General features: G+C 70.4%; 17 protein-coding genes. 6 read left to right on the top strand and 11 right to left on the bottom strand.

The window, feature by feature from the left end:
- Position 1: 1 nt before the first annotated feature.
- From QM772_RS18530 to QM772_RS18480, 11 genes are all read right to left on the bottom strand, one after another.
- The gene (locus tag QM772_RS18530) at positions 2-1,189 is read right to left on the bottom strand and encodes an MFS transporter (RefSeq protein ID WP_415139128.1); all 1,188 of its coding nucleotides are present in this window, start codon (positions 1,187-1,189) and stop codon (positions 2-4) included.
- An 82-nt stretch (positions 1,190-1,271) separates the two neighbouring features.
- Positions 1,272-2,636: a DNA recombination protein RmuC gene (locus QM772_RS18525; RefSeq protein WP_415139126.1), complete on the bottom strand. Its 1,365-nt coding sequence runs from the start codon at positions 2,634-2,636 to the stop codon at positions 1,272-1,274.
- A gap of 124 nt (positions 2,637-2,760) precedes the next feature.
- Positions 2,761-4,188: a type II toxin-antitoxin system HipA family toxin YjjJ gene (gene yjjJ / locus QM772_RS18520; protein ID WP_415139124.1), complete on the bottom strand. Its 1,428-nt coding sequence runs from the start codon at positions 4,186-4,188 to the stop codon at positions 2,761-2,763.
- An 84-nt stretch (positions 4,189-4,272) separates the two neighbouring features.
- Complete coding sequence (locus QM772_RS18515; protein WP_415139122.1) at positions 4,273-4,512, bottom strand: hypothetical protein; 240 nt, start codon at positions 4,510-4,512, stop codon at positions 4,273-4,275.
- Positions 4,513-4,519: 7 nt separating this feature from the next.
- Positions 4,520-4,957, bottom strand: coding sequence for a DUF86 domain-containing protein (locus tag QM772_RS18510; RefSeq protein WP_415139120.1), 438 nt, complete (start codon positions 4,955-4,957; stop codon positions 4,520-4,522).
- A 230-nt stretch (positions 4,958-5,187) separates the two neighbouring features.
- Positions 5,188-6,327 carry a hypothetical protein gene (locus QM772_RS18505; protein ID WP_415139118.1) on the bottom strand — a complete coding sequence of 380 codons (1,140 nt, stop codon included), beginning with the start codon at positions 6,325-6,327 and terminating at the stop codon, positions 5,188-5,190.
- A 67-nt stretch (positions 6,328-6,394) separates the two neighbouring features.
- Positions 6,395-6,778 (bottom strand): VOC family protein, encoded by a 384-nt coding sequence (locus tag QM772_RS18500; protein ID WP_415139116.1) that lies wholly within the window; start codon positions 6,776-6,778, stop codon positions 6,395-6,397.
- Between the two features lie 201 nt (positions 6,779-6,979).
- On the bottom strand, positions 6,980-7,966 hold the full coding sequence (locus QM772_RS18495; protein ID WP_415139114.1) for a 2-hydroxyacid dehydrogenase: 987 nt from the start codon (positions 7,964-7,966) through the stop codon (positions 6,980-6,982).
- Positions 7,967-7,980: 14 nt separating this feature from the next.
- Complete coding sequence (locus QM772_RS18490; RefSeq protein ID WP_415139112.1) at positions 7,981-9,180, bottom strand: FAD-dependent monooxygenase; 1,200 nt, start codon at positions 9,178-9,180, stop codon at positions 7,981-7,983.
- Between the two features lie 53 nt (positions 9,181-9,233).
- Positions 9,234-12,131, bottom strand: coding sequence for an aconitate hydratase (locus QM772_RS18485; protein WP_415139110.1), 2,898 nt, complete (start codon positions 12,129-12,131; stop codon positions 9,234-9,236).
- A 246-nt stretch (positions 12,132-12,377) separates the two neighbouring features.
- Positions 12,378-12,992 carry a DUF3617 domain-containing protein gene (locus tag QM772_RS18480; RefSeq protein ID WP_415139108.1) on the bottom strand — a complete coding sequence of 205 codons (615 nt, stop codon included), beginning with the start codon at positions 12,990-12,992 and terminating at the stop codon, positions 12,378-12,380.
- Between the two features lie 81 nt (positions 12,993-13,073).
- Here QM772_RS18480 and yegQ point away from each other — a divergent pair, with 81 nt between their 5' ends.
- The 6 genes from yegQ to QM772_RS18450 all read left to right on the top strand — a co-directional run bounded on the left by yegQ (position 13,074) and on the right by QM772_RS18450 (position 20,200).
- Positions 13,074-14,459: a tRNA 5-hydroxyuridine modification protein YegQ gene (gene yegQ / locus QM772_RS18475; protein WP_415139106.1), complete on the top strand. Its 1,386-nt coding sequence runs from the start codon at positions 13,074-13,076 to the stop codon at positions 14,457-14,459.
- Positions 14,460-14,652: 193 nt separating this feature from the next.
- Positions 14,653-15,936 carry a hypothetical protein gene (locus QM772_RS18470; protein ID WP_415139104.1) on the top strand — a complete coding sequence of 428 codons (1,284 nt, stop codon included), beginning with the start codon at positions 14,653-14,655 and terminating at the stop codon, positions 15,934-15,936.
- A gap of 88 nt (positions 15,937-16,024) precedes the next feature.
- On the top strand, positions 16,025-18,139 hold the full coding sequence (locus QM772_RS18465) for a TonB-dependent receptor domain-containing protein (RefSeq protein ID WP_415139102.1): 2,115 nt from the start codon (positions 16,025-16,027) through the stop codon (positions 18,137-18,139).
- Between the two features lie 286 nt (positions 18,140-18,425).
- A complete protein-coding gene (locus tag QM772_RS18460; protein WP_415139100.1) occupies positions 18,426-19,175 on the top strand; it encodes a zinc ribbon domain-containing protein in 750 nt (249 codons plus the stop codon).
- A 205-nt stretch (positions 19,176-19,380) separates the two neighbouring features.
- A complete protein-coding gene (locus tag QM772_RS18455) occupies positions 19,381-19,911 on the top strand; it encodes a GNAT family N-acetyltransferase (protein ID WP_415139098.1) in 531 nt (176 codons plus the stop codon).
- A 49-nt stretch (positions 19,912-19,960) separates the two neighbouring features.
- Entirely contained in the window at positions 19,961-20,200 is a 240-nt protein-coding gene (locus QM772_RS18450) for a type II toxin-antitoxin system CcdA family antitoxin (protein WP_415139096.1), read from the top strand.
- The last annotated feature ends 1 nt before the right edge of the window (position 20,201 follow it).

Below are 20,201 nucleotides of genomic sequence, written 5' to 3'. Positions count from 1 at the left end.
GTCACCCCGGTGGACGCTCCGCGCCCACCTCGCGCAGCGGCACCACCGCCCGCGCCCCCGCGCCCAGCACCGCCGCCACCAGCCAGAACAGCCCGCCCACGCCCATCACCACGCCGACCGAGCCGAACAGCATGGGCAGCAGGAAGCTCGACAGGTTGATGGTCATCACGCGCAGCGCCATCGCCTCGCCCTGGCGCGCGGGCGGGGCGATGTGGTGCAGCAGGCTCAGCACCATCGGCTGCACGGCGCCCAGCGCCACGCCCAGCACCACTGAGCACAGGGCCATGGTGTAGAAGCCGGGCGCCAGCGGGTACAGCGCCAGCGCGGTGGCGGCGACCAGGGTCGAGGCCAGGATCACCTGCCATTCGGCCAGCCGCGCGGCGATCTTCGGCAATGCCATGCGCACCAGCGCGGCGGCGACGGCGAACGCGCCCAGCAGCGCGCCGATGGCCGACGCGCTCAGGCCCCGCTCGTGCCCCAGGATGGGCAGCACGAAGGTGTGCACGTCCCAGGCGGCGGACTGCATCCAGTTGATGAACAGCAGGCGCCGCAGCGGCGGCAGCGCCAGCAGGTCCCACACCGAGCGGCGCGGCCCCGCGGGGGCGGCTTCGGCGGGCTGCGACGCCGGCGCGCCCCGCGCCAGCAGCCAGCAGACGATGGGCAGCGCGGCCAGCAGCGCGTAGGCGGCGCGAAAGCCCGTCATGTCCGCCGGCTGCGCGCCGGCATGGTCGATCAGCAGTCCGGCCAGCAGCGGCCCCAGGAAGTTGGCCAGCGCCGGCGCGATGGCCAGCCAGCTGAACACCGTCTTCAGCTCGGTGGCGTTGCCGGCCGAACGACCCACGTGCCGCTGCAGCGCGATCTGCGCCGTGCCGGAGGCGGCGCCGGTCAGCACGCCGCCCAGGCACAGCACGCCATACACCGGCCAGATGGCGGCCAGCCCCGCGCCCAGCGTGGCGGTGCCCACGGCCAGCGCCAGCGGCAGGTGCAGGCCGTGGCGGTCGGCCAGGCGCCCCGCGGGCAGCGCCAGGAACACGGGCGAGAGCGCGAACAGCGCCAGCAGCACGCCGACCTCGGCGGCGCTGTAGCCGAGCTTGAGCGCCAGCAGCGGCGCCACCAGGCGGCTGCCCGTCATGGCGCTGTGCACGCACACCTGCGCCAGCACCAGGCGCGTCAACTCGCGGCCGGTCATGCGTAGCGGGCGTTATGAATCAAATCGGGCTCCAGCGCTTATCCAGCAAGCGCGAGCAGCTATTTTTATGGGAGCATTCCCCTCAGGCATCGCCGCCCTCGCCGGGCAGCAGGTGCCGCGCCTCGGCGTCGGGCAGCGCCTCGACCTTCTTGAGCGCGCGGTTCATCACGTTGGTGCGCGTCTGCGCCGCGTCCAGCGTGTTCAGCACGGTCTGCGTCTGCGTCTTGACGCGCGCCAGCACGTCGCCGAACTTGCCGAACTCGGTCTTCACCGCGCCCAGCACCTGCCAGACCTCGCTGCTGCGCTTTTCCAGCGCCAGCGTGCGGAAGCCCATTTGCAGGCTGTTGAGCATCGCCAGCAGCGTGGTCGGGCCGGCCAGGGTGACGCGGTGCTCGCGCTGCAGCGCGTCCATCAGGCCCGCGCGGCGCAGCACCTCGGCGTACAGGCCCTCGGTGGGCAGGAAGAGGATGGCGAAGTCGGTGGTGTGCGGCGGCTCGACGTACTTGTCGGCGATGCCGCGCGCCTCCAGGCGGATGCGCGCCTCCAGCGCCTTGGCCGCCGCCTCGGCGCCGGCGGCATCGGCGCGCTGCTGGGCGTCGAGCAGGCGCTCGTAGTCCTCGTTGGGGAACTTGGCGTCGATCGGCAGCCACACCGGTGCGTCACCGCCACCGCGCCCCGGCAGGCGGATGGCGAAGTCCACCGCGTTGCGGCTGCCCGGCCGCGTGGGCACCTGGGCCGCGTACTGCTCGGGCGCGAAGACCTGCTCCAGCAGCGCGGCCAGCTGGGCCTCGCCGAACATGCCGCGCGTCTTGACGTTGGTCAGCAGGTGCTTCAGGTCGCCCACGCCCTGCGCCAGCGTCTGCATCTCGCCCAGGCCCTTGTGCACCTGCTCCAGCCGGTCGGCCACCTGGCGGAAGCTCTCGCCCAGGCGCTGCTCCAGCGTGGCGTGCAGCTTCTCGTCCACCGTGCGGCGCATCTCGTCGAGCTTGGCGCTGTTGGCGGCTTGCAGGGCGCCGAGCTGCTGCTCCAGCGTGCCGCGCACTTCGTGCAGGCGGCGCGCGTTGGCCTCGCTCAAGGTTTGCAGCTGCTGCGTCAGCGTCTCCGACAGCGTGCCGCGCAGGTGCGCCAGCTGCTGCGCGAAGGCGTCGATCTGCGCGTTCTGCGTGCGCGTGGCCTCGGCGCCCTGGCGCATCACCGCGTCCTGGAAGGTCACCAGCGTCTGCGCCAGCTCCTGCCGGCCGCCGCGCGCGCCTTCGCCGATCTCGTGGCGCAGCTCGCGCTCCAGCCGCTCGCTCGCCTGCCCCACGGCCTGCTGCACCTCGCCGCGCGAGGCCACGTCGGCCGGGCGGCGCGGGCGGCGCAGCAGCAGCACGAGCAGCAGCACCACGTTGAGCACCGCGCCGGCCAGTGCGGCCCACAGCAGCATGTCAGCGCCCGGTGAGATCATGAAGATTCCTGAATTGATAGCTGGTAGCGCTTGATGGGCGGGCTCTGGAGGCCGATTTCATTTGAAACTCCTGCCTCGGTGAGCAGCGTGCGGTGGCCATGGGCAGCATTGTAGAAACAGTGCCTCAGCCGGCCACGGCGACCGCCTGCGCCAGCCGGCGCGCATTGGCCTCGGCTTGCGCGCGCATCCCGTGGCTGGCGCGGTCATCGCCTGCCAGCGACTGCCAGAACGCCGATGCAGCAGCGGCTGCCGGATGCCACTGTGCGCGCTCGCCGGGCAGCGGCAGCGGCGGCTCCAGCAGCGCGAGCGGCACCAGTTCGCCGCCGCCCAGGGGCGCATAGCGCATGGGCAGCATGTCGTAGGCAGGCGCCAGCATCAGCCGGCCGGCATGCGGGCGGAAGCTGAGGTTGCCCAGGTGCATGTCGGTATTGCCGATCAGGCGGCCGAACCACCACAGCACGTTGACAGCCGCCTCGGCGCCCTCGGCCAGCCAGCCCCCGCGCGCCAGCGGCGCGGCCAGCTCGGGCCACGGCCGATGCGGCAGGCCCAGGAAGGCGGCGTTGACGGCCTCCAGGCTGACCAGCGGGCTGCGGCCCCAGCGGCCGTGGCGGTCGAAGCGCTCCACCTCCAGAAAGGCCCTGCCGCCCGCCTGCAGCCACCGGCTGCGCGCCGCCTGAACGCCCTGCCCACCCAGGTGCGCGGCGATGGCTTGCAGCGCCAGGTGCTCGGCCAGCAGCAGATCGGCCCAGCGCCGCTCGGCCGGCGTGCCGCCGGCACCGGAGAACTTGACCAGCACGTGCGGCGTGCGCGCGGCATCGGCATCGCTCGCCGGCACCTCGCGCAGCGCCGCGAACTTGGGGAACTCGCCCGCCGCGCTGGAGCCGGCGCCGCCGCCCGCCACAGCCTGCGCCGCCAGCGCCGGGTAGGCATCGGCCAGGCCGGCTTCGGCCAGCGGCGCCGGCGCGTCGAGCCGCGCGGCCTGCCAGCGGCGCAGCGCCTGGTCGCCGACGATGAGGTCGCCCACCGCGTCGGCACCGGCGCGCGACAGCGCCAGCAGTACGTCGTCGTCGCTCCAGGCGCGCGGGTCGGGTTGCAGTTGCAGGCCCTCGTGTACGGCGCGGGCGAACTGGCGGCCCATGTAGCCCTGCGGCCGCATGTCCTGCAAGGGGTACGGCAGGCCGGGCCACCAGCCGTCGCGCGATTCGGGCGGCACCGGCCAGCCGGTGCCTTCCAGCGGCAGGGCCGTGCCCTCGGGCGCGATCAGCGCCAGCGCCGGCCAGGGCTGCGGCACGCCCCCGGCATCGACGCGGTACACCGGCAGGTCGCCCGCCTGCCCACGCAAAGCGCGGCGCCAGGCATGGCGCGTGCGGCGCGCGCGGCCCAGGCTGACCACCCGGTCCGGCGCCGCGCGCAGCAGTCGGTGCACCGTGGGCAGACTCACGCCCAGACGCGCGGCCAGTTCCTGGGCGCTGGCGGCAGGCTGGCGGGCCAGGACGGCGGCCAGCCCGTCAGGCGCCGATGCACGTCCATCACCCGGTTTGATCGGATTCATGATCGGATTTTATTCAATAAATCAGATATGAATCAATTACTTATATAAAACAGATCATCACTGATGATCCGATATCGGAAGTCATCACTCTTCCCAATATGCCTCCACCAGATCGCCATCGGCGGCCACCAGCCACCACTCGATCACCACGCCTCGCCGGCCGAAGCCGAAGGCGGCGAGCGGCCCGCGCGGGGCGGATTTGCTCGGGCAGCGCCACAACACGTCGCCCGGCCGCATGCGCGCCAGCACGGCCTGGCGGATGCCCTCGGGCACCTCGGGGGAATGCACGTCCACCGGGCGATCGTCGAAGTCGGCGTCGGCCATGCGGCGCTCAGGCTTCGTCGCCCTCTCGCGGGGTCTCACCGCCGGACCGCTGCCGGCCATAGATTTCGGCTTGCAGCCTCGCCACGCTGGCCTCCAGTTGCGGCAAGTCGTTTTCGACGACCTCCCAAACCCGCCGCACATGCACAGCAGCGTATCCGTGGATGAGCAGGTTGCGGAAGGCGACAACCTGTGCAGCATGCGGAATGCGTGCCGCCATCCCGGCATCCTGCTTGGACAACTGGCTCGGCGCTTCGCCGATCTCGTGGCGCAGCTCGCGCTCCAGCCGCTCGCTCGCCTGCCCCACGGCCTGCTGCACCTCGCCGCGTGAGGCCACGTCGGCCGGGCGGCGCGGGCGGCGCAGCAGCAGCACGAGCAGCAGCACCACGTTGAGCACCGCGCCGGCCAGTGCGGCCCACAGCAGCGCGTCAGCGCTTGGCGAGGTCATGTGAATTCCTGAATTAATAGCTGCCAGCGCTTGATGGGCGGGCGCTGGGGGTCGATTCGGGATGGAGCAGCCGAGCGCGCACGCGAGAGGAAGAGGTCATGATGGGCATTGTAGAAGCGCGGCCAGAATGGCCCTGCATGGATCGAACCGATGATGTCGGCGAGTACTTCTGACAAGCAGCGCAATCAGGGGCAACCCCGCGAACTCGGGGGGCTGCCATCCAGATGCACTCAACCGCCCCATTGGACCTGGTCCCCGGGCGCGTCGGACCGGTAACTGTTGCCTGGGGATGAAACACGCGCGGTCGGTGACAGCGTGAACACGCACTCCAGATAGGGTCGCGCATCGTCCCAGGGCGTTCTGGCGCGCCACAGTTCAGCCACGGTGCGTACCACGTCAATCACGTGGGGGCGAGCGCCTGCCAGGTGCGCTTCCAACCCATGTGGTTCATCGGCACGGCCGTGCTTGCGCGAATCCTGGTGCGGGTAGGAATGAAACTCGAGGATCTGGCCCGGCGCCGGCCAGTCGGTGCGACCGGCGCAGACAACCCCGGACACGGGAGCCTCACGCTCTACGTGGCCGGCGGCGAATGAATCCTGCACCACATGCAACAGGCTGCCCAGGGCGATTCGCTGAATGGCCTCTTCCGTACGCACGGCGGGGTTGCCCAGCGAGAACAGATCCTGAATGCGCCAACCCTGGTTGTGCCGGAACCTCTCCGCGAACCCGTCGACCGGCAAGCGCGCCACCATGCGCTGGGAATCGAACTTCGCTTCGCCGATCGACGTGCGCCAGGTGAACTCCAGCCACGCCATCACGTTGCGGCGGGTCTGCTCGGGCGTTTCACCGTCGCTGACCGCCATGGCGTGCAAGAACTGCAAGTCACCGAAATGCGAACGCACCAGCAGGTTGGAATTGGCGCCGGTGAATTGCACGCCACGACGGGCCGAGCGCTCGCCGGAAAGGAACACCTGCGCCCAGCACAGCGGTTGGGTGACCATGCGCACTGTGCCGCTCTGGCAGTCCGGAAACTTGCCGCGCCCCGGCAAGAACTTGAACGCCGGATCGTCATTCCAGCGCACGCCTGCCTCCTGGTAGCGGATGTCGAACTCGCAGCCCGGCGCCAATGGCCCCTCGCTCGGGCATTGGAGCGCCTGTCTGGTGATCTCCTCATGCACAGGATGGCCCACCATGGCCATCGCCCGAAAGGCTCCGCCATTGATCGCGCGCCGCAAGCGGTTGGGCGCAGCCATCCCGCGCTCAACAGCCGTCGCTTCCGGAGTGAGTTGCCATGCCGCGGCAGGCAACGGTGCAACGGCCGCCAGCCAAAAACCCAGTGCCGCAGCACCCGACGCAAAACTCGATTTCATGCTCTCACCTCGTTCCTTTGTCGGCCTGATCCGGCCGCGCCGCGCAGGTGCACAGTTTTGGCAACCGCTACAAGCTCTGGCCGACGTCGATCCGGTTGCCGTCGGGGTCGGCGAAGACGAAGCAGCGCAGGCCGAAGTCGGCATCGCGCAGGGCCTTGACGATCCTGACGCGGCAGCGCTGAAGGTGTTCGTACAGCGCCTCGGCATCATCGACCATCAGCTGCGCCAGGTTGTGGACGGTGGCCTTGTGCGCTCTGTCCAGCGTCAGATGCAGCTCCGCCGCGTCCTTCTGGAGAATGACGAAGCCCACCGGGCTGCCGTTCTCGAAGACTTTCTCGAAGCCCAGGGCCGATGCATAGAACAGCACCGAGCGGGCGATGTCGGACACGGGAAGGGTGGGCGCCATTCGGCCGAGGCGAACGGGCCGGCCGGTTGCGGAAGGTGGCTGCATGGTGGGCTCCTGATGAGGAAGTCGGGCATCGCCAGGCGAGGCGGTGCTCGGCAAGGCGCCCTTCTTCGGTTCACGGAGCGGTGTCCGCAGGGGTGGGGAATGATAGCCTCGCGGCTTCAAGCTATTGAAAAATGAGCTTCCAGCGCTTGCTGGACGGGCGCTGGAGGCCGATTTTCCTCATGAGTTCCGATGACGCCCCTCTCACGCCCCGCCCATCACCTCGGGGTTGAGCGGCGTCACCGCCCTGCCCTGCGCGAGGTAGCCGATCAGGTTGTCGGCGGCCAGGTGGGCCATGGCCTTGCGGGTGGGCACGGTGGCGCTGGCGATGTGGGGGGTGAGGACGACGTTGGCGCAGGCCAGCAGCGCCGGGTTGACCTTGGGCTCGCCCTCGAACACGTCCAGCCCGGCGGCGGCGATGCGGCCGGCTTGCAGGGCCTGAGCCAGGGCATCCTCGTCGATCAGCCCGCCGCGCCCGATGTTGACGAGGGTGGCGGTGGGCTTCATCAGCGCGATCTGCGCCGCGCCGATCATGTGGTGCGCCTCGGGCGTGTAGGGCACGACCAGCACCACGTGGTCGGCCGTGCGCAGCAGTTCATCCAGACCGGCGTAGCGCGCGCCGACGGCGGCCTCCTCGGCCTCGGGCAGGCGCGAGCGGTTGTGGTAGATCACCTGCATGCCGAAGCCCAGCGCACCGCGCCGGGCGATGGCCTGGCCGATGCGGCCCATGCCGACGATGCCCAGGGTGCTGCCGTGCACGTCCTGGCCGATCATCATGTCGCAGGACCAGCGGTCCCAGCGGCCGGCGCGCAGGTAGTGCTCGGACTCGGTGACGCGGCGGGCGGCGGCCATCAGCAGGGCGAAGCCCATGTCGGCGGTGGTCTCGGTCAGCACGCCGGGGGCGTTGGTGGCGAGCACGCCGGCGGCCGTCATGGCGGGCAGGTCGAAGTTGTTGTGGCCGACGGCCATGTTGGCGCAGATCTTCAGGCCAGGGGCTTGCGCCAGCAGCGCGGCGTCGATGCGCTCGCCGCCGGTGGTGAACACGCCCTGCTTGCCTTGCAGGCGCTGGATGAATTGCTCGCGCGGCCACAGTTCGTCGGCCTGGTTGGCCTCGACGTCGAAGTGCGCGGCGAGCTTGTCCACCACCTCGGGGAAGATGGCGCGGGCGATAAGGATGGAAGGACGGGGCATGCGTGCGAGTGTAGTCACCCGCCATAGAGCCATGGCACGTCCAGCACGCGCTCGCCCAGCAGGCGGATCGAGGTGTCGCGCCCCACGCGCGCCAGCCCGGTGGCGTGGAAGATCCGGCCGTTGCGGATGGCGCGCGCCTGCACGCGCGCCACGCGCTGCCAGCGCGCCTGGGCGTAGCGCGCCAGGCGCGTGGGCACCTCCACGGTGTCCATGGCCAGCGCGCGGGCCAGCTCGGCCGCGTCCTCGATGGCCATGCCGGCGCCCTGGGCCAGGTACGGCGGCATGGGATGGGCGGCGTCGCCCAGCAGCGCCACGCGGCCGCGCGCCATCTGGCCGGCGGCGCGCACGGGCGCGCGGTCGGCCAGCGCCCACAGGCGCCAGGCGTGCGGGTTGACGCTGGCCGCGGGCGCGGCGGCCAGCAGCTCGCGCAGCGGCGCGCACACGGCGCCGGTGGCGCGCAGCAGGTCAGCGGCGTTGGCGCCGTGGTCCCAGTTCTCGGCGCCGGCGGGCGGCGGGCCGTGCACGATGGCGACCACGTTCATCCACTCGCCGCGCCGCACCGGGTACTGCACCACGTGCAGGCGCGGCCCCAGCCAGGCGGTGACCTGCGTGGTGCGCAGCGCCTCGGGCAGCGCCGACTGGCGCAGCATGGCGCGGTAGGCCAGGTGGCCGGTGACGCGCGGCGGGCCGTCGCCCACCAGCTGCTGGCGCGCGCGGCTCCACACGCCGTCGGCGCCCAGCAGCGCGTCGCCCTCGATCTGCTGGCCGGCGTCGGTGGTCAGGGTGACGGCCCGGCCGTCGTCGTGGAAGCTGGCCAGGGTGCGGTCCAGCCGCAGCTGCACGCCGCCCTGCCGCACGGCGGCGGTGCACAGCAGGCGGTGCAGGTCGGCGCGGTGCAGGGTGGCGTAGGGCGCGCCGTAACGGTCGAAGGCGCGGCGGCCGAGCGGCAGCACGCCCAGCTCGTCGCCGGTCAGGGCGCTGCGCACTTGCAGCCGATCCGGGAAGGCGGCCACCGCCACCAGCTCGCGCTCCAGCCCCCAGGCGCACAGGATGCGGGTCACGTTGGGGCCGAGCTGGATGCCGGCGCCGACCTGGTTGAAGGCCGCCGCGCGTTCGAGGACGCGCACCTCCCAGCCGGCGCGCGCCACGGCCAGCGCCGCCGCCAGCCCGCCGATGCCGCCGCCCGCGACCAGCAGTTGTTGTGTCGAACTCATGGCGCAAATTGTGCCGCGCCCGATGGCGCGCCGGGCCGCGCCGGCCGCGGGCTCTACGCCAGCAGTTGCCGCAGCACGTAGGGCAGGATGCCGCCGGCACGGAAGTAGTCCACCTCGATCGGCGTGTCGATGCGCAGCGTGAGGGTGGTTTCCTTCCTGGAGCCGTCGGCGCGCGTGACGATCAGCCGCGCGTCGCTCTGCGGCGCCAGGTCGGCCGCCGGAATGACGTCGATCAGCTCGCCGCCCACGAGGCCCAGGCTCTCCCACGACTCGCCGGCCTTGAATTGCAGCGGCAGCACGCCCATGCCCACCAGGTTGCTGCGGTGGATGCGCTCGAAGCTCTTGGCGACCACGGCCTTGATGCCCAGCAGCTGCGTGCCCTTGGCCGCCCAGTCGCGGCTGGAGCCGGTGCCGTACTCCTCGCCGGCGAAGACCACGGTGGGCACGCCGGCGGCGATGTAGTCCATGGCGGCGTCGTAGATGAACCTCTTCTGGCCCGAGGGCTGCGTCAGCGTCACGCCGCCCTCCTCGCGGCTGCCGTCGGGCTGCGGCGGCACCATCAGGTTCTTGATGCGCACGTTGGCGAAGGTGCCGCGCATCATCACCTCGTGGTTGCCGCGGCGCGAGCCGTAGCTGTTGAAGTCGGCCTTCTGCACGCCGTGCGCCAGCAGCCACTGGCCGGCGGGCGAGCTTTCCTTGATGCTGCCGGCGGGCGAGATGTGGTCGGTGGTGATGCTGTCGCCGAACAGCGCCATGACGCGCGCGCCGCGCACTTCAGCACATTTTTGGCCTACAGCGCCCGTCCCACCTGCGCTGGCAGCTCCTTCTTCCATAGCAAAATCCTGGAAGAACGGCGGCTCGGCGATGTAGGTGCTGGTGGGCCAGTTGTAGACCTCGCCCGTCACGCCCTCGATGCGCTCCCACAGCTTGCCGGGCTCGGTCACGACCTTGGCGTAGTTGTCGCGGAAGGCCTTGCCCTTCATGGCGTACTTCAGCAGTTTCTGGATCTCGTCGCTGCGGGGCCAGATGTCGCCCAGGTACACGTCGCGCCCGCCCTTGCCCTTGCCCACGGGCTGGGTCATCAGGTCCACCAGCACGCTGCCGGCGATGGCGTAGGCCACCACCAGCGGCGGGCTGGCGAGGAAGTTGGCCTTCAGGTTGGGGTGGATGCGCGCCTCGAAGTTGCGGTTGCCCGACAGCACGGCCGCGCACACCAGGTCGTTGCGGGTGATGGCCTCGTTGATCTCGGGCGCCAGGTCGCCGGCGTTGCCGATGCAGGTGGTGCAGCCGTAGCCGGCCAGGGCGAAGCCAAGCTTCTCCAGGTACGGCAGCAGGCCGGTCTCGGTGAGGTACTCGGTGACGATGCGCGAGCCCGGCGCCAGCGAGGTCTTGATGTGCGGCTTGACGCTGAGGCCCGCCTCCACCGCCTTCTTCGCCAGCAGGCCGGCGGCCAGCAGCACGCTGGGGTTGCTGGTGTTGGTGCAGCTGGTGATGGCGGCGATCAACACGTCGCCGTTGCCCAGGGTGTAGCGGTAGGGCGAGCTGGGCTCGATCACGTCGGCCTCGGCGAGGGCCGATTCCAGCGTGGGCTTGTTGGCCACCATCTCCACCACCTCGCGCGAGGCGCCGAGCGGCACGGGCTTGGGCACGGGCGGGCGCTCGTCGGCGCCGGGGTCGTTGTCGCGCACCACCTCGACGCGGGTGTGCAGCTCGGCCGCCGGGCGGTTGAAGCCGTTCTCGCCCATCGGCCTGGAGAACAGCGACTCGAACTGGCCGGCCACGCGGCCGATCTCGATGCGGTCCTGCGGGCGCTTGGGGCCGGCCAGGCTGGGGGTGACGTCGCCCAGGTCGAGCGTGACGACCTGCGAGTAATCAATGGCGCCGGCTTTCGGCACGCCGAACAGGCCCTGCGCGCGGAAGTAGGCTTCAAAGGCTTCGATCTCGGCCTTGGTGCGGCCCGTGCCCTCGAAGTACTCGATGGTGCGCTCATCGACAGGAAAGAAGCCCATCGTCGCGCCGTACTCGGGCGCCATGTTGCCGATGGTGGCGCGGTCCGGCAGGCTGAGCGTGCGCGTGCCCTCGCCGAAGAACTCGACGAACTTGCCCACCACCTTGTGCCGGCGCAGGATCTCGGTGACGGTGAGCACCAGGTCGGTGGCGGTGCAGCCCTCGCGCAGCTGGCCCTTCAGCTCGAAGCCCACCACGTCGGGCGTGAGGAAGTACACCGGCTGGCCCAGCATGGCCGCCTCGGCCTCGATGCCGCCCACGCCCCAGCCGACCACGCCGATGCCGTTGATCATGGTGGTGTGGCTGTCGGTGCCGACCAGGGTGTCGGGGTAGTACACGCCGTCCTTGCGCCGATGCACGCCGCGCGCCAGGTATTCGAGGTTGACCTGGTGCACGATGCCGAAGCCCGGCGGCACCACGCCGAAGGTGCGATAAGCCTGCATGCCCCACTTCATGAACTCGTAGCGCTCGCGGTTGCGCTGGAACTCCAGCTTCATGTTCAGGTCGAGCGCGTTCCTGCGGCCGTAGTAGTCCACCATGATGGAGTGGTCCACCACCAGATCGACCGGCACCAGCGGCTCGATCTTCTTCGGGTCGGCGCCCAGGCGCCGGGCGGTGGAGCGCATGGCCGCCAGGTCGGCCAGCAGCGGCACGCCGGTGAAGTCCTGCAACACCACGCGGGCGACGGTGAAGGGGATCTCGTCGGTGCGCGCCGCGTTGGGCTGCCAGTTGGCGAGCTGCGCGACGTGCTCGGGCGTGACCTTCAGGCCGTCGCAGTGGCGCAGCACCGACTCCAGCACGATGCGGATCGACACCGGCAGGCGCTTGACGTTGGGGTACTTGCGCGCCAGCGCCGGCAGCGAGAACAGCTTGCCGCCCTTGCCGGAGGCGGTCTTGAACGGCTGGAGGGTGGAGGCAAAGGCGTGGGGTTTCGTCGTGGCCATGGCTTCTTCCTTTATCGCGGCCGCGGCAATGGCAGCCACGTTTCATTGTGGCAGGCGCGCGCCGGCCTTGCCAGCGCCGGGGGCTTGCGCGCGCGCCGCGCCGTTTCAAATAAAAACAAGCTCCAGCGCCCGCCAGACGTGCGACAGAAGCTATTGAAAAGGTAGCAATCCGGACTCGATGCGCGTCATGCCGACGCGACTTCGCGGCCTCGTCCGACGCATGGCCCGCCCGGCGGGACCTGGGGCCTATTTCTTGGGCGCGCCCTGCCGCCCTGCGGCGCCCGCCTGCTGCATCTCCTTGACCAGCTGGTCCAGCGGCTTGAGGCCGCCGCAGTCGGCACTGATGAACTTCATCTGCGTCTCGGCCGCCATGACGTGCTTGGCGCCGCCCGCATCGGTGGACGCGGTCTCGACCTTGGTGCTGATCTCGTCGCCCGCGGCCAGCGTCTCGCCCTTGCCGGTGATCGTGCCGCCGCCCTGCTTGCACGAGAACTCGAACGCCGTGCGGTTGCCGCTGCGGTTCAGCCTGGGCTCGGCGCAGTCGGCGCGCGCCGGGCGCGGCACGAAGGCATGCTCCTTCCTGGCCATTTCGGCGCTGACGCATATACGCCGCACAGTGGGGTCGGCCCCCTGCGCGGCCATCACGGCCTCCATTTTCTTGCGCTGCTCGGGCGGCATGCCCGCCAGCGACTTCTGCATCTGTTCGCGCGCCGCCTTCATCTGCGGCAGCATGTCCTTGCCGTCCATCGCCATCTTGAGCGTGCGCGACTCCCACAGCCCCGCCTTCAGGCCGCCGGGGCCCTGCGCCTGGGCGGCGCCCACGGCCAACGCGGCCCACAGGCCGATCAGAACTGCTTTCATGGGGATGGGTGCTCCATCAAAAAAAGATGAACGATGGTACGCCACGGCACGCCAGCACGACTGGCCGGACAATACGCTCCCATGACCCCGAAAACCCCCGAACTGCTGCTGCCCGCCGGCAGCCTGGACAAAATGCGCGCCGCCTACGACTTCGGCGCCGACGCGGTGTACGCCGGCCAGCCGCGCTACAGCCTGCGCGCGCGCAACAACGAGTTCCGGCTGGAGCAGATCGCGCAAGGCATCGCCGAGGCGCACGCGCGCGGCAAAAAGTTCTTCGTCACCAGCAACCTGATCGCCCACAACGACAAGCTGCGCACCTACCTGCGCGACCTGGAGCCGGTGGCGGCCCTGAACCCGGACGCGCTCATCATGGCCGACGCCGGCCTGATCATGCTGGTGCGCGAGAAGTGGCCGCACATCCCGGTGCACCTCAGCGTGCAGGCCAACACCACCAACTGGGCGGCGGTGAAGTTCTGGCAGAAGATGGGCGTGGCGCGCATCATCCTCTCGCGCGAGCTGAGTCTGGCCGAGGTCGAGCAGATCCGCCAGGAATGCCCCGACATGGAGCTGGAAGTGTTCGTGCACGGCGCGCTGTGCATCGCCTACTCGGGCCGCTGCCTGCTGTCGGGCTACTTCAACCGGCGCGACCCCAACCAGGGCACCTGCACCAACGCCTGCCGCTGGAACTACAAGACGCTGGACGCCGGCGTGGACCCGAACACCGGCGAGGCGCTGGCGCGCGGCGAGCGGCTGGAAGGCTTCAGCTTCGGCGCCGAGGCCGAGCGCGCTGAAGCGAAGGCGGGCAGCACCTGCGGCAGCGGCCAGCGCCACCCGGCGGCCGACAAGGTCTACCTGATCGAGGAGGAAGGCCGCCCCGGCCAGCTGATGCCGATCATGGAGGACGAGCACGGCACCTACATCATGAACAGCAAGGACCTGCGCGCCGTCGAGCAGGTGGAAAAGCTGGTGAAGATCGGCGTCGATTCGCTCAAGATCGAGGGCCGCACCAAGAGCCTGTACTACGTCGCCCGCACCGCGCAGACCTACCGCCGCGCCATCGACGACGCCGTGGCCGGCCGCCCCTTCAACCCCGTGCTCATCACCGAGCTGGAGGGCCTGGCCAACCGCGGCTACACCAGCGGCTTTCTGGAACGCCGCCCGGCGCAGGACTACCAGAACTACGAGACCGGCCACTCGGTCGCCACGCGCAGCCAGTTCGTCGGCGAGGTGAAGGCGGTGCGTGACGGCTGGGCCGAGGTGGAGACCAAGAACCGCTTCGCCGTCGGCGACTGGATCGAGATCATCCACCCGCAGGGCAACCGCACCGTGCACCTGCAGGTCATGAAGAACGCCCAAGGCCAGCCCATCGACGTGGCCGCCGGCAACCCGCTGCGGGTATGGATCCCCGTCGAAGGCCCGGCCGAGCGCGCCCTGATCGCGCGGCTGGCGGCAGCGCCAGCCGACTGAACGATTTCAAGCATTTTCGGCCTCCAGCGCCCGTGGATACTTCGCTGGCAGCTATTCTTTAGATAGCTTCCAGTGCACCTGCACGCCCGTACCCGTGTTGAAATCCGCGTCATTTTGATAATGGATTATCGTTATTGATATACTTTTCCACGACTCGACACCCCCACAACACACGTACGAAGGAGTGAGAACCGTGGAAACTGCATCCCTGCGCTGGAAGAGAGCCGCCCTGGTGCTGGCCTGTGCCGGAGCGCTGGCCGCCTGTGGCGGCAGCGGCGGCATCGTCGAGGACGTTGGCGGTGGCGACGACCACGCGCACATCGAAACCGCCGGGCGCCTGGTGGTGCTCGAACCCGGCAGCGCCCAGGTGCACGTGGTCGACCTGGACGCCGGCAGCGTGTTGCAGAGCTACGCCGCCGACAACGCCCCCTCGGCCGTGCACGCCAGCCCCGACAAGCGCTACGCCCTGCTGGTCCAGGCCACGCAAGGCCTGATCCAGTTCGTCGACGGCGGCATCTACCAGGAGCCGCATGGCGACCACATGGACGACCGCAAAGAGCCGCCGCGGCTGCTCACCACGCAGCTGGCGGGCGTTCGGCCCTCGCACTACGAAAGCCACGACGAACTGGCCGCCGTGTTCTTCGACGGCAGCGTCGATGCCGGCACCAACGCCTCGTTCGCGCTGCTCAGCGACGAGAGCATCGGCACGCCCGGCATCACCCTGGCCACGCAGCGCCTGGGCTCGCCCATGCACGGCACGGCCGAACCGCGCGGCGACTGGCTGCTGACCACCTGGAAGGCGCCCGAGGCCGAAGGCACCTCGCCCACCCACGTGGAGCTGTACGAGCGCCACGGCGACCACTTCCACCAGACCAAGCGCTTCGAGCAGGAATGCCCCGGCCTGCACGGCAGCTACTCCAACGCCGACTACATCGCCTTCGGCTGCCGCGACGGCGTGCTGGTGGTGCACCAGTCGGGCGACGAGTTCACGGCGCAGAAGATCGCCAACCCGGCCGACATGGGCGAAGGCGTGCGCATCAGCACCATCATCGGCAACGAGCACATGCCCAGCTTCGTGGGCATCGGCAGCGGTGGCAACCTGTTCGAGATCGACCCCCTCGCCGGCGCCATCAAGCGCATCGACTGGGCCGAAGGCCGCGTGCGCCGCGCGCACGCGATCGACGCCGAGGGCCAGAACCTGCTGCTGCTCGACGACGTCGGCACGCTGCACATCCTGGCCACCAGCGACTGGCGCAAGCGCGCCGCGCTGCCCAGCGTCATCGCCAGCATGCCGACGGCCGCGCCCTGGCCAGCCCTGGCCGTCAGCGCTGACGACGACAAGGCCTGGCTGAGCGACCCGCAGGGCAAGCGCCTGCACGCCATCGACATCGGCGGCGCGGCCCTCGCGGGCTCGGTGGCGCTGAACTTCAGCCCCGGCGGCATGACCTGGCTCGGCATGGCCACCCACGAGCACTGATGCCGCTCCGCGCCCAGGCATGACGCATGAAACGCCCGTCGCGACGGGCGTTTCTCATTCCCCGTATGGCTCTCCACCCGCATCGACCATGATCAAGCCGCCCCCTTACCCGCGCCGCGCGCTCGCGCTCGCCTGCGCCCTCTGCGCGCCGTCGCCCGCCGCGCTGGCGCAGGCCACCGACGACGCCGTGCCCACCCTCGACACCGTGCGCGTCACCGGCACCCCGCTGGACATTCCGCTGGAGGAATCATCCACCCCGGTGGAACTGCTGGACGAGCGCGCCCTGCTGCAACGCCGCGCCGGCACACTGGGCGACACGCTGGACGGCCTGCCCGGCGTGCGCAACAACAACTACGGCGCCGGCGCCGGCCGGCCGGTGATCCGCGGCGCCGACGCGGCGCGCGTGCGCATCCTCTCGGACGGCAGCGAGGTACAGGACGCCTCCACCTCCAGCCCCGACCACGCCGTCGGCCTGGAGCCGATGCTGGCGCGCGAGATCGAGATCCTGCGCGGCCCCTCCACCCTGATCCACGGCGGCGGCGTCATCGGCGGCGTGGTCAACGTGCGCGACAACCGCATCCCCACCGCTGTGCCGGAGAAGGGCTACGAAGGCAGCGTCGAACTGCGCAAGGAATCCAGCGCCCGCGAAGGCACCGGCCTGTTCTCGCTCACCGGCGGCAGCGGCCCCATCGCCCTGCACGTCGAGGGCCTCAAGCGCTCGGCCGACGACTACAAGGTGGGCAGCGGCTGGACCGCGCCGCGTGTCGAAGGCTCGGCCGCCAAGACCTGGTATGGCAGCCTGGGCGCCTCGTTCATTCATTCGCGCGGCTACCTGGGCGTGGCCTACAGCCGCCTGCGCAGCAAATACGGCCTGCCCGGCCACAGCCACGAATACGAGGACTGCCACGTGCACGGCAACGCCCTGCACTGCGCCGGCCACGACCACGGCGACGAGCCCGCCGCGCCGCCCGGCTGCCACTGGCACGGCACCGAACTGCACTGCACCGGCGGGCACGGCGAGGAAGAAGAGGTGGCGCTGGTGGACCTGGACACCGAGCGCTGGGACATCCGCGGCGAATGGCGCGCCCCCCTGCCCGGCTTCGCCCGCGTGCGCCTGCGCGCCGGCATCACCGACTACCGCCACGACGAGATCGAGCACGGCGAGATCGGCACCACCTTCAAGAACAAGGCCCACGACGCACGGCTGGAGCTGGAGCACAACCCGCTCACCCTGGGCCCCGGCACGCTGCGCGGCCTGCTGGGCGCGCAGCACAGCCGGCGCCGGTTCAGCGCGGTGGGCGAGGAAGCCTTCGTCGAACCCACCGACACCCAGGCCCACGCCGTCTTCGCGCTGGAGGAATACCGCCTGGGCGCCTGGCGCTTCGAGCTGAGCGGCCGCTACGAATGGCAGGACGCCCGGCTCGACGGCAGCGCTCGCCGAGGCACCGTCCGGCACCACATGGGCTCCATCGCCGGCGGCGTCAGCTGGGCCTTCGCGCCCGGCCACACGCTGGCCGTGAACCTGTCGCGCTCCGAGCGCGCGCCCAGCGCCGAGGAGCTGTTCGCCAGCGGCATCCACCTGGCCACCAACACCTGGGAGCGCGGCAACGCGCGCCTGACGGCCGAGCGAGCGACCAACCTGGACATCAGCCTGCGCAAGAGCAGCGGCGCCACCCGCTACGAGCTGACGGCCTTCCACAACCGCATCGACAACTACATCTACGCCGACACCACCGACCGCCACGAGAACTTCCGCCTGGTGGACTACCGCCAGCGCGACGCCCGCTTCTCGGGCCTGGAGGCGCGCGTCAGCCACCAGCTGAATCGCCAGTGGCGCGTCGGCGCGTTCGGCGACGTGGTGCGGGCCAGCTTCGCCGGCGGCGGCAAGGTGCCGCGCATTCCGTCGCACCGCCTGGGCCTGAATGTCGAATGGCAGGGCGGCCCCTGGACCGCCTCGGCCGAGTGGACCCGCAACTTCGCGCAGAACCGCCTGGCCGCCTTCGAGACCCGCACGCCCGCCTACGACATGCTGAACCTGCGCGTCGCCTGGCGCGGCCGCCTGTCGTCGGGGCAGGACTACGAGGTGTACGCCAGCCTGAACAACGCGCTGAACAAGCTGGCCTTCAACCACAGCTCCTTCGTCAAGGACGCCTCGCCGCTGCGCGGGCGCAGCCTGATGGTGGGCGCGCGCCTCAGCTTCTGACGAGCGCCGGAACGCAGCCATACGCCGATTCAGTGCCAAATCGGCCTCCAGCGCCCGTCCAACAAGCGCCGGAAGCTACTATAGTAATAGCAATCGACATGCTGGCCGCTGGTGCCGATCCCGGCTGCGCCACAGCGCCGCGCGACATATTTGGCACGAACGCATGGCACGGCCGCCTGCGGCGTCTCCCCTCGCCCTCCTGTTAATACAATTTGTATCCATTCAGGAGTAAGCGGCGAGCCGACACCCACGGGCGGTCCGGTTCGCGGCCTCGACAACGCCAGCCATGATCTGCTCGAATTGCGGCGCCGACAATCGCGAGTCGGCCAAGTTCTGCACCAAGTGCGCGGCGCAGCTCGTCCCGCTGTGGCCTGTCACGGTGCAGATGGAAGAGCCGCCGCGCAAGCGCAAGCGCCGCCGCGCCCGCAAGGATTCAACCGCGTCCAGCGGCCCGCGTCCGGGCCTGTACCTGTTCACCGGGCTGCTGCTGGCCGCCGTGACCGCCTGGGCGATCTATTCGATCACTTCGCGGATGGCCGGCCTGCGGGACGCGCCTGAGGTCGCGGCGGCCGCTCCCGCGCCGGAACCGGCGTTGCCCCCCGCGGCCGAAGCCCCGGTGCCGGCAGCCTCGGCCCTCGCGGTGTCATCGGCTCCCGTGGCGATGGCCAGCGCCGCCGATGCAGCCGCATCGGCGGCCAGCGCACCGCCCCCCGCTCACGCCGCCCTGGCACACCCCGAGCCCGTCCCGGCACCCAAGCCGCAGACCAGGAAGACGCCCCGGCAGCCTGCGCCTGTGCCGCCTGTCGTTCAGGTGGCCGAACCGGCAGCGCCCGTCCCGGCGCCGCCGCCGCCCGCACCCACCCCCGGGCCGGCGCCGCCCGCCGCGCCGGCGGCCTTGTGCGCCGACAGCCAGCTGTTCGCCCACTCCGTGTGCCTGCAACGCGAATGCGGCCGCTCCGGCATGCGCCAGCATCCGCAGTGCGTGCGCATGCGCGAGCAGCAGCAGGCGCTGCGCGAGAGCAGCGGCGACCGGTAGCGCCGCCGCGCGGCCCCTGGCTTGCTTGGAGCGAGATGGCCTCCGGGCTTCGGAGTTCATGGCCCAAGGCCGTGGAGCGAGATACGCACAGGAGTGCTCAGACAGGCGGCGCGGCAAGCCAAGGCTGGACGCGCGGCGGCGGTGGCAGCGCAGACGCCGGACATGCTGTCGAGGTGCGGGCGCGCAGCCGGGTAGCATGGCCTCCATGAACCAGCAAACCACCGTGCCCTGCCACTTCGAGCGGCATGCGAACGCGATCCTCGACATCCTCAACGAGGCCATCCTCAGCTCGACCGCGCTGTACGACTACCAGCCCCGCGCGCCGCAAAGCATGGTGGCGTGGTTCGAGGCCAAGCGCAGCGGCGGCTTCCCCGTGATCGGCGTGGAAGACGCCGCCGGCACGCTGCTGGCCTTCGGCAGCTACGGCACGTTCAGGGCCTATCCGGCGTACAAGTACACCGTCGAGCACTCGGTGTACGTGCACAAGGACCACCGAGGCAAGGGCCTGGGCCGCACCGTGATGCAGGCGCTGATCGCGGCGGCGCGCCAGAACGGCGTGCACGCCCTGGTGGGCGCCATCGACGCCGCCAACGCCGGCAGCATCGCCCTGCACGAGCGCTTGGGCTTCGCGCGCGTGGGCACGATGCCGCAGGTGGGCTTCAAGTTCGGCCGCTGGCTGGACCTGGCGCTGTACCAGCTGCTGCTGGAGACACCCGCGCGGCCGGTGGACGGATGAGCAGGATCGATGCGCATAGAATGCACGCATTCCCGATGTGGAGCCCTGCATGAGACATCTCGACAACGCCCCCAAGAAAGCCACCAACCTCTCGCTCAACAGCAAGGTGCTGGAGATGGCGCGCGAGATGGGCATGAACATCTCGCAGACGGTGGACGAGCTGCTGGCGGCCGAGGTCAAGCGGCGCTACTGGGAGAGGTGGAACGAGGAGAACAAGGAAGCCGTGGCCGCGTACAACGCACGCATCGCCAAGGAAGGCTTGCCGCTGGCCAAGTACCGCAGCTTCTGAC

Source organism: Ottowia sp., from assembly GCF_047601385.1.
GTDB lineage: Bacteria > Pseudomonadota > Gammaproteobacteria > Burkholderiales > Burkholderiaceae_C > Ottowia.
Note: the sequence above shows the minus strand (reverse complement) of the source record. Positions and strands in the feature narration are given on the sequence as shown.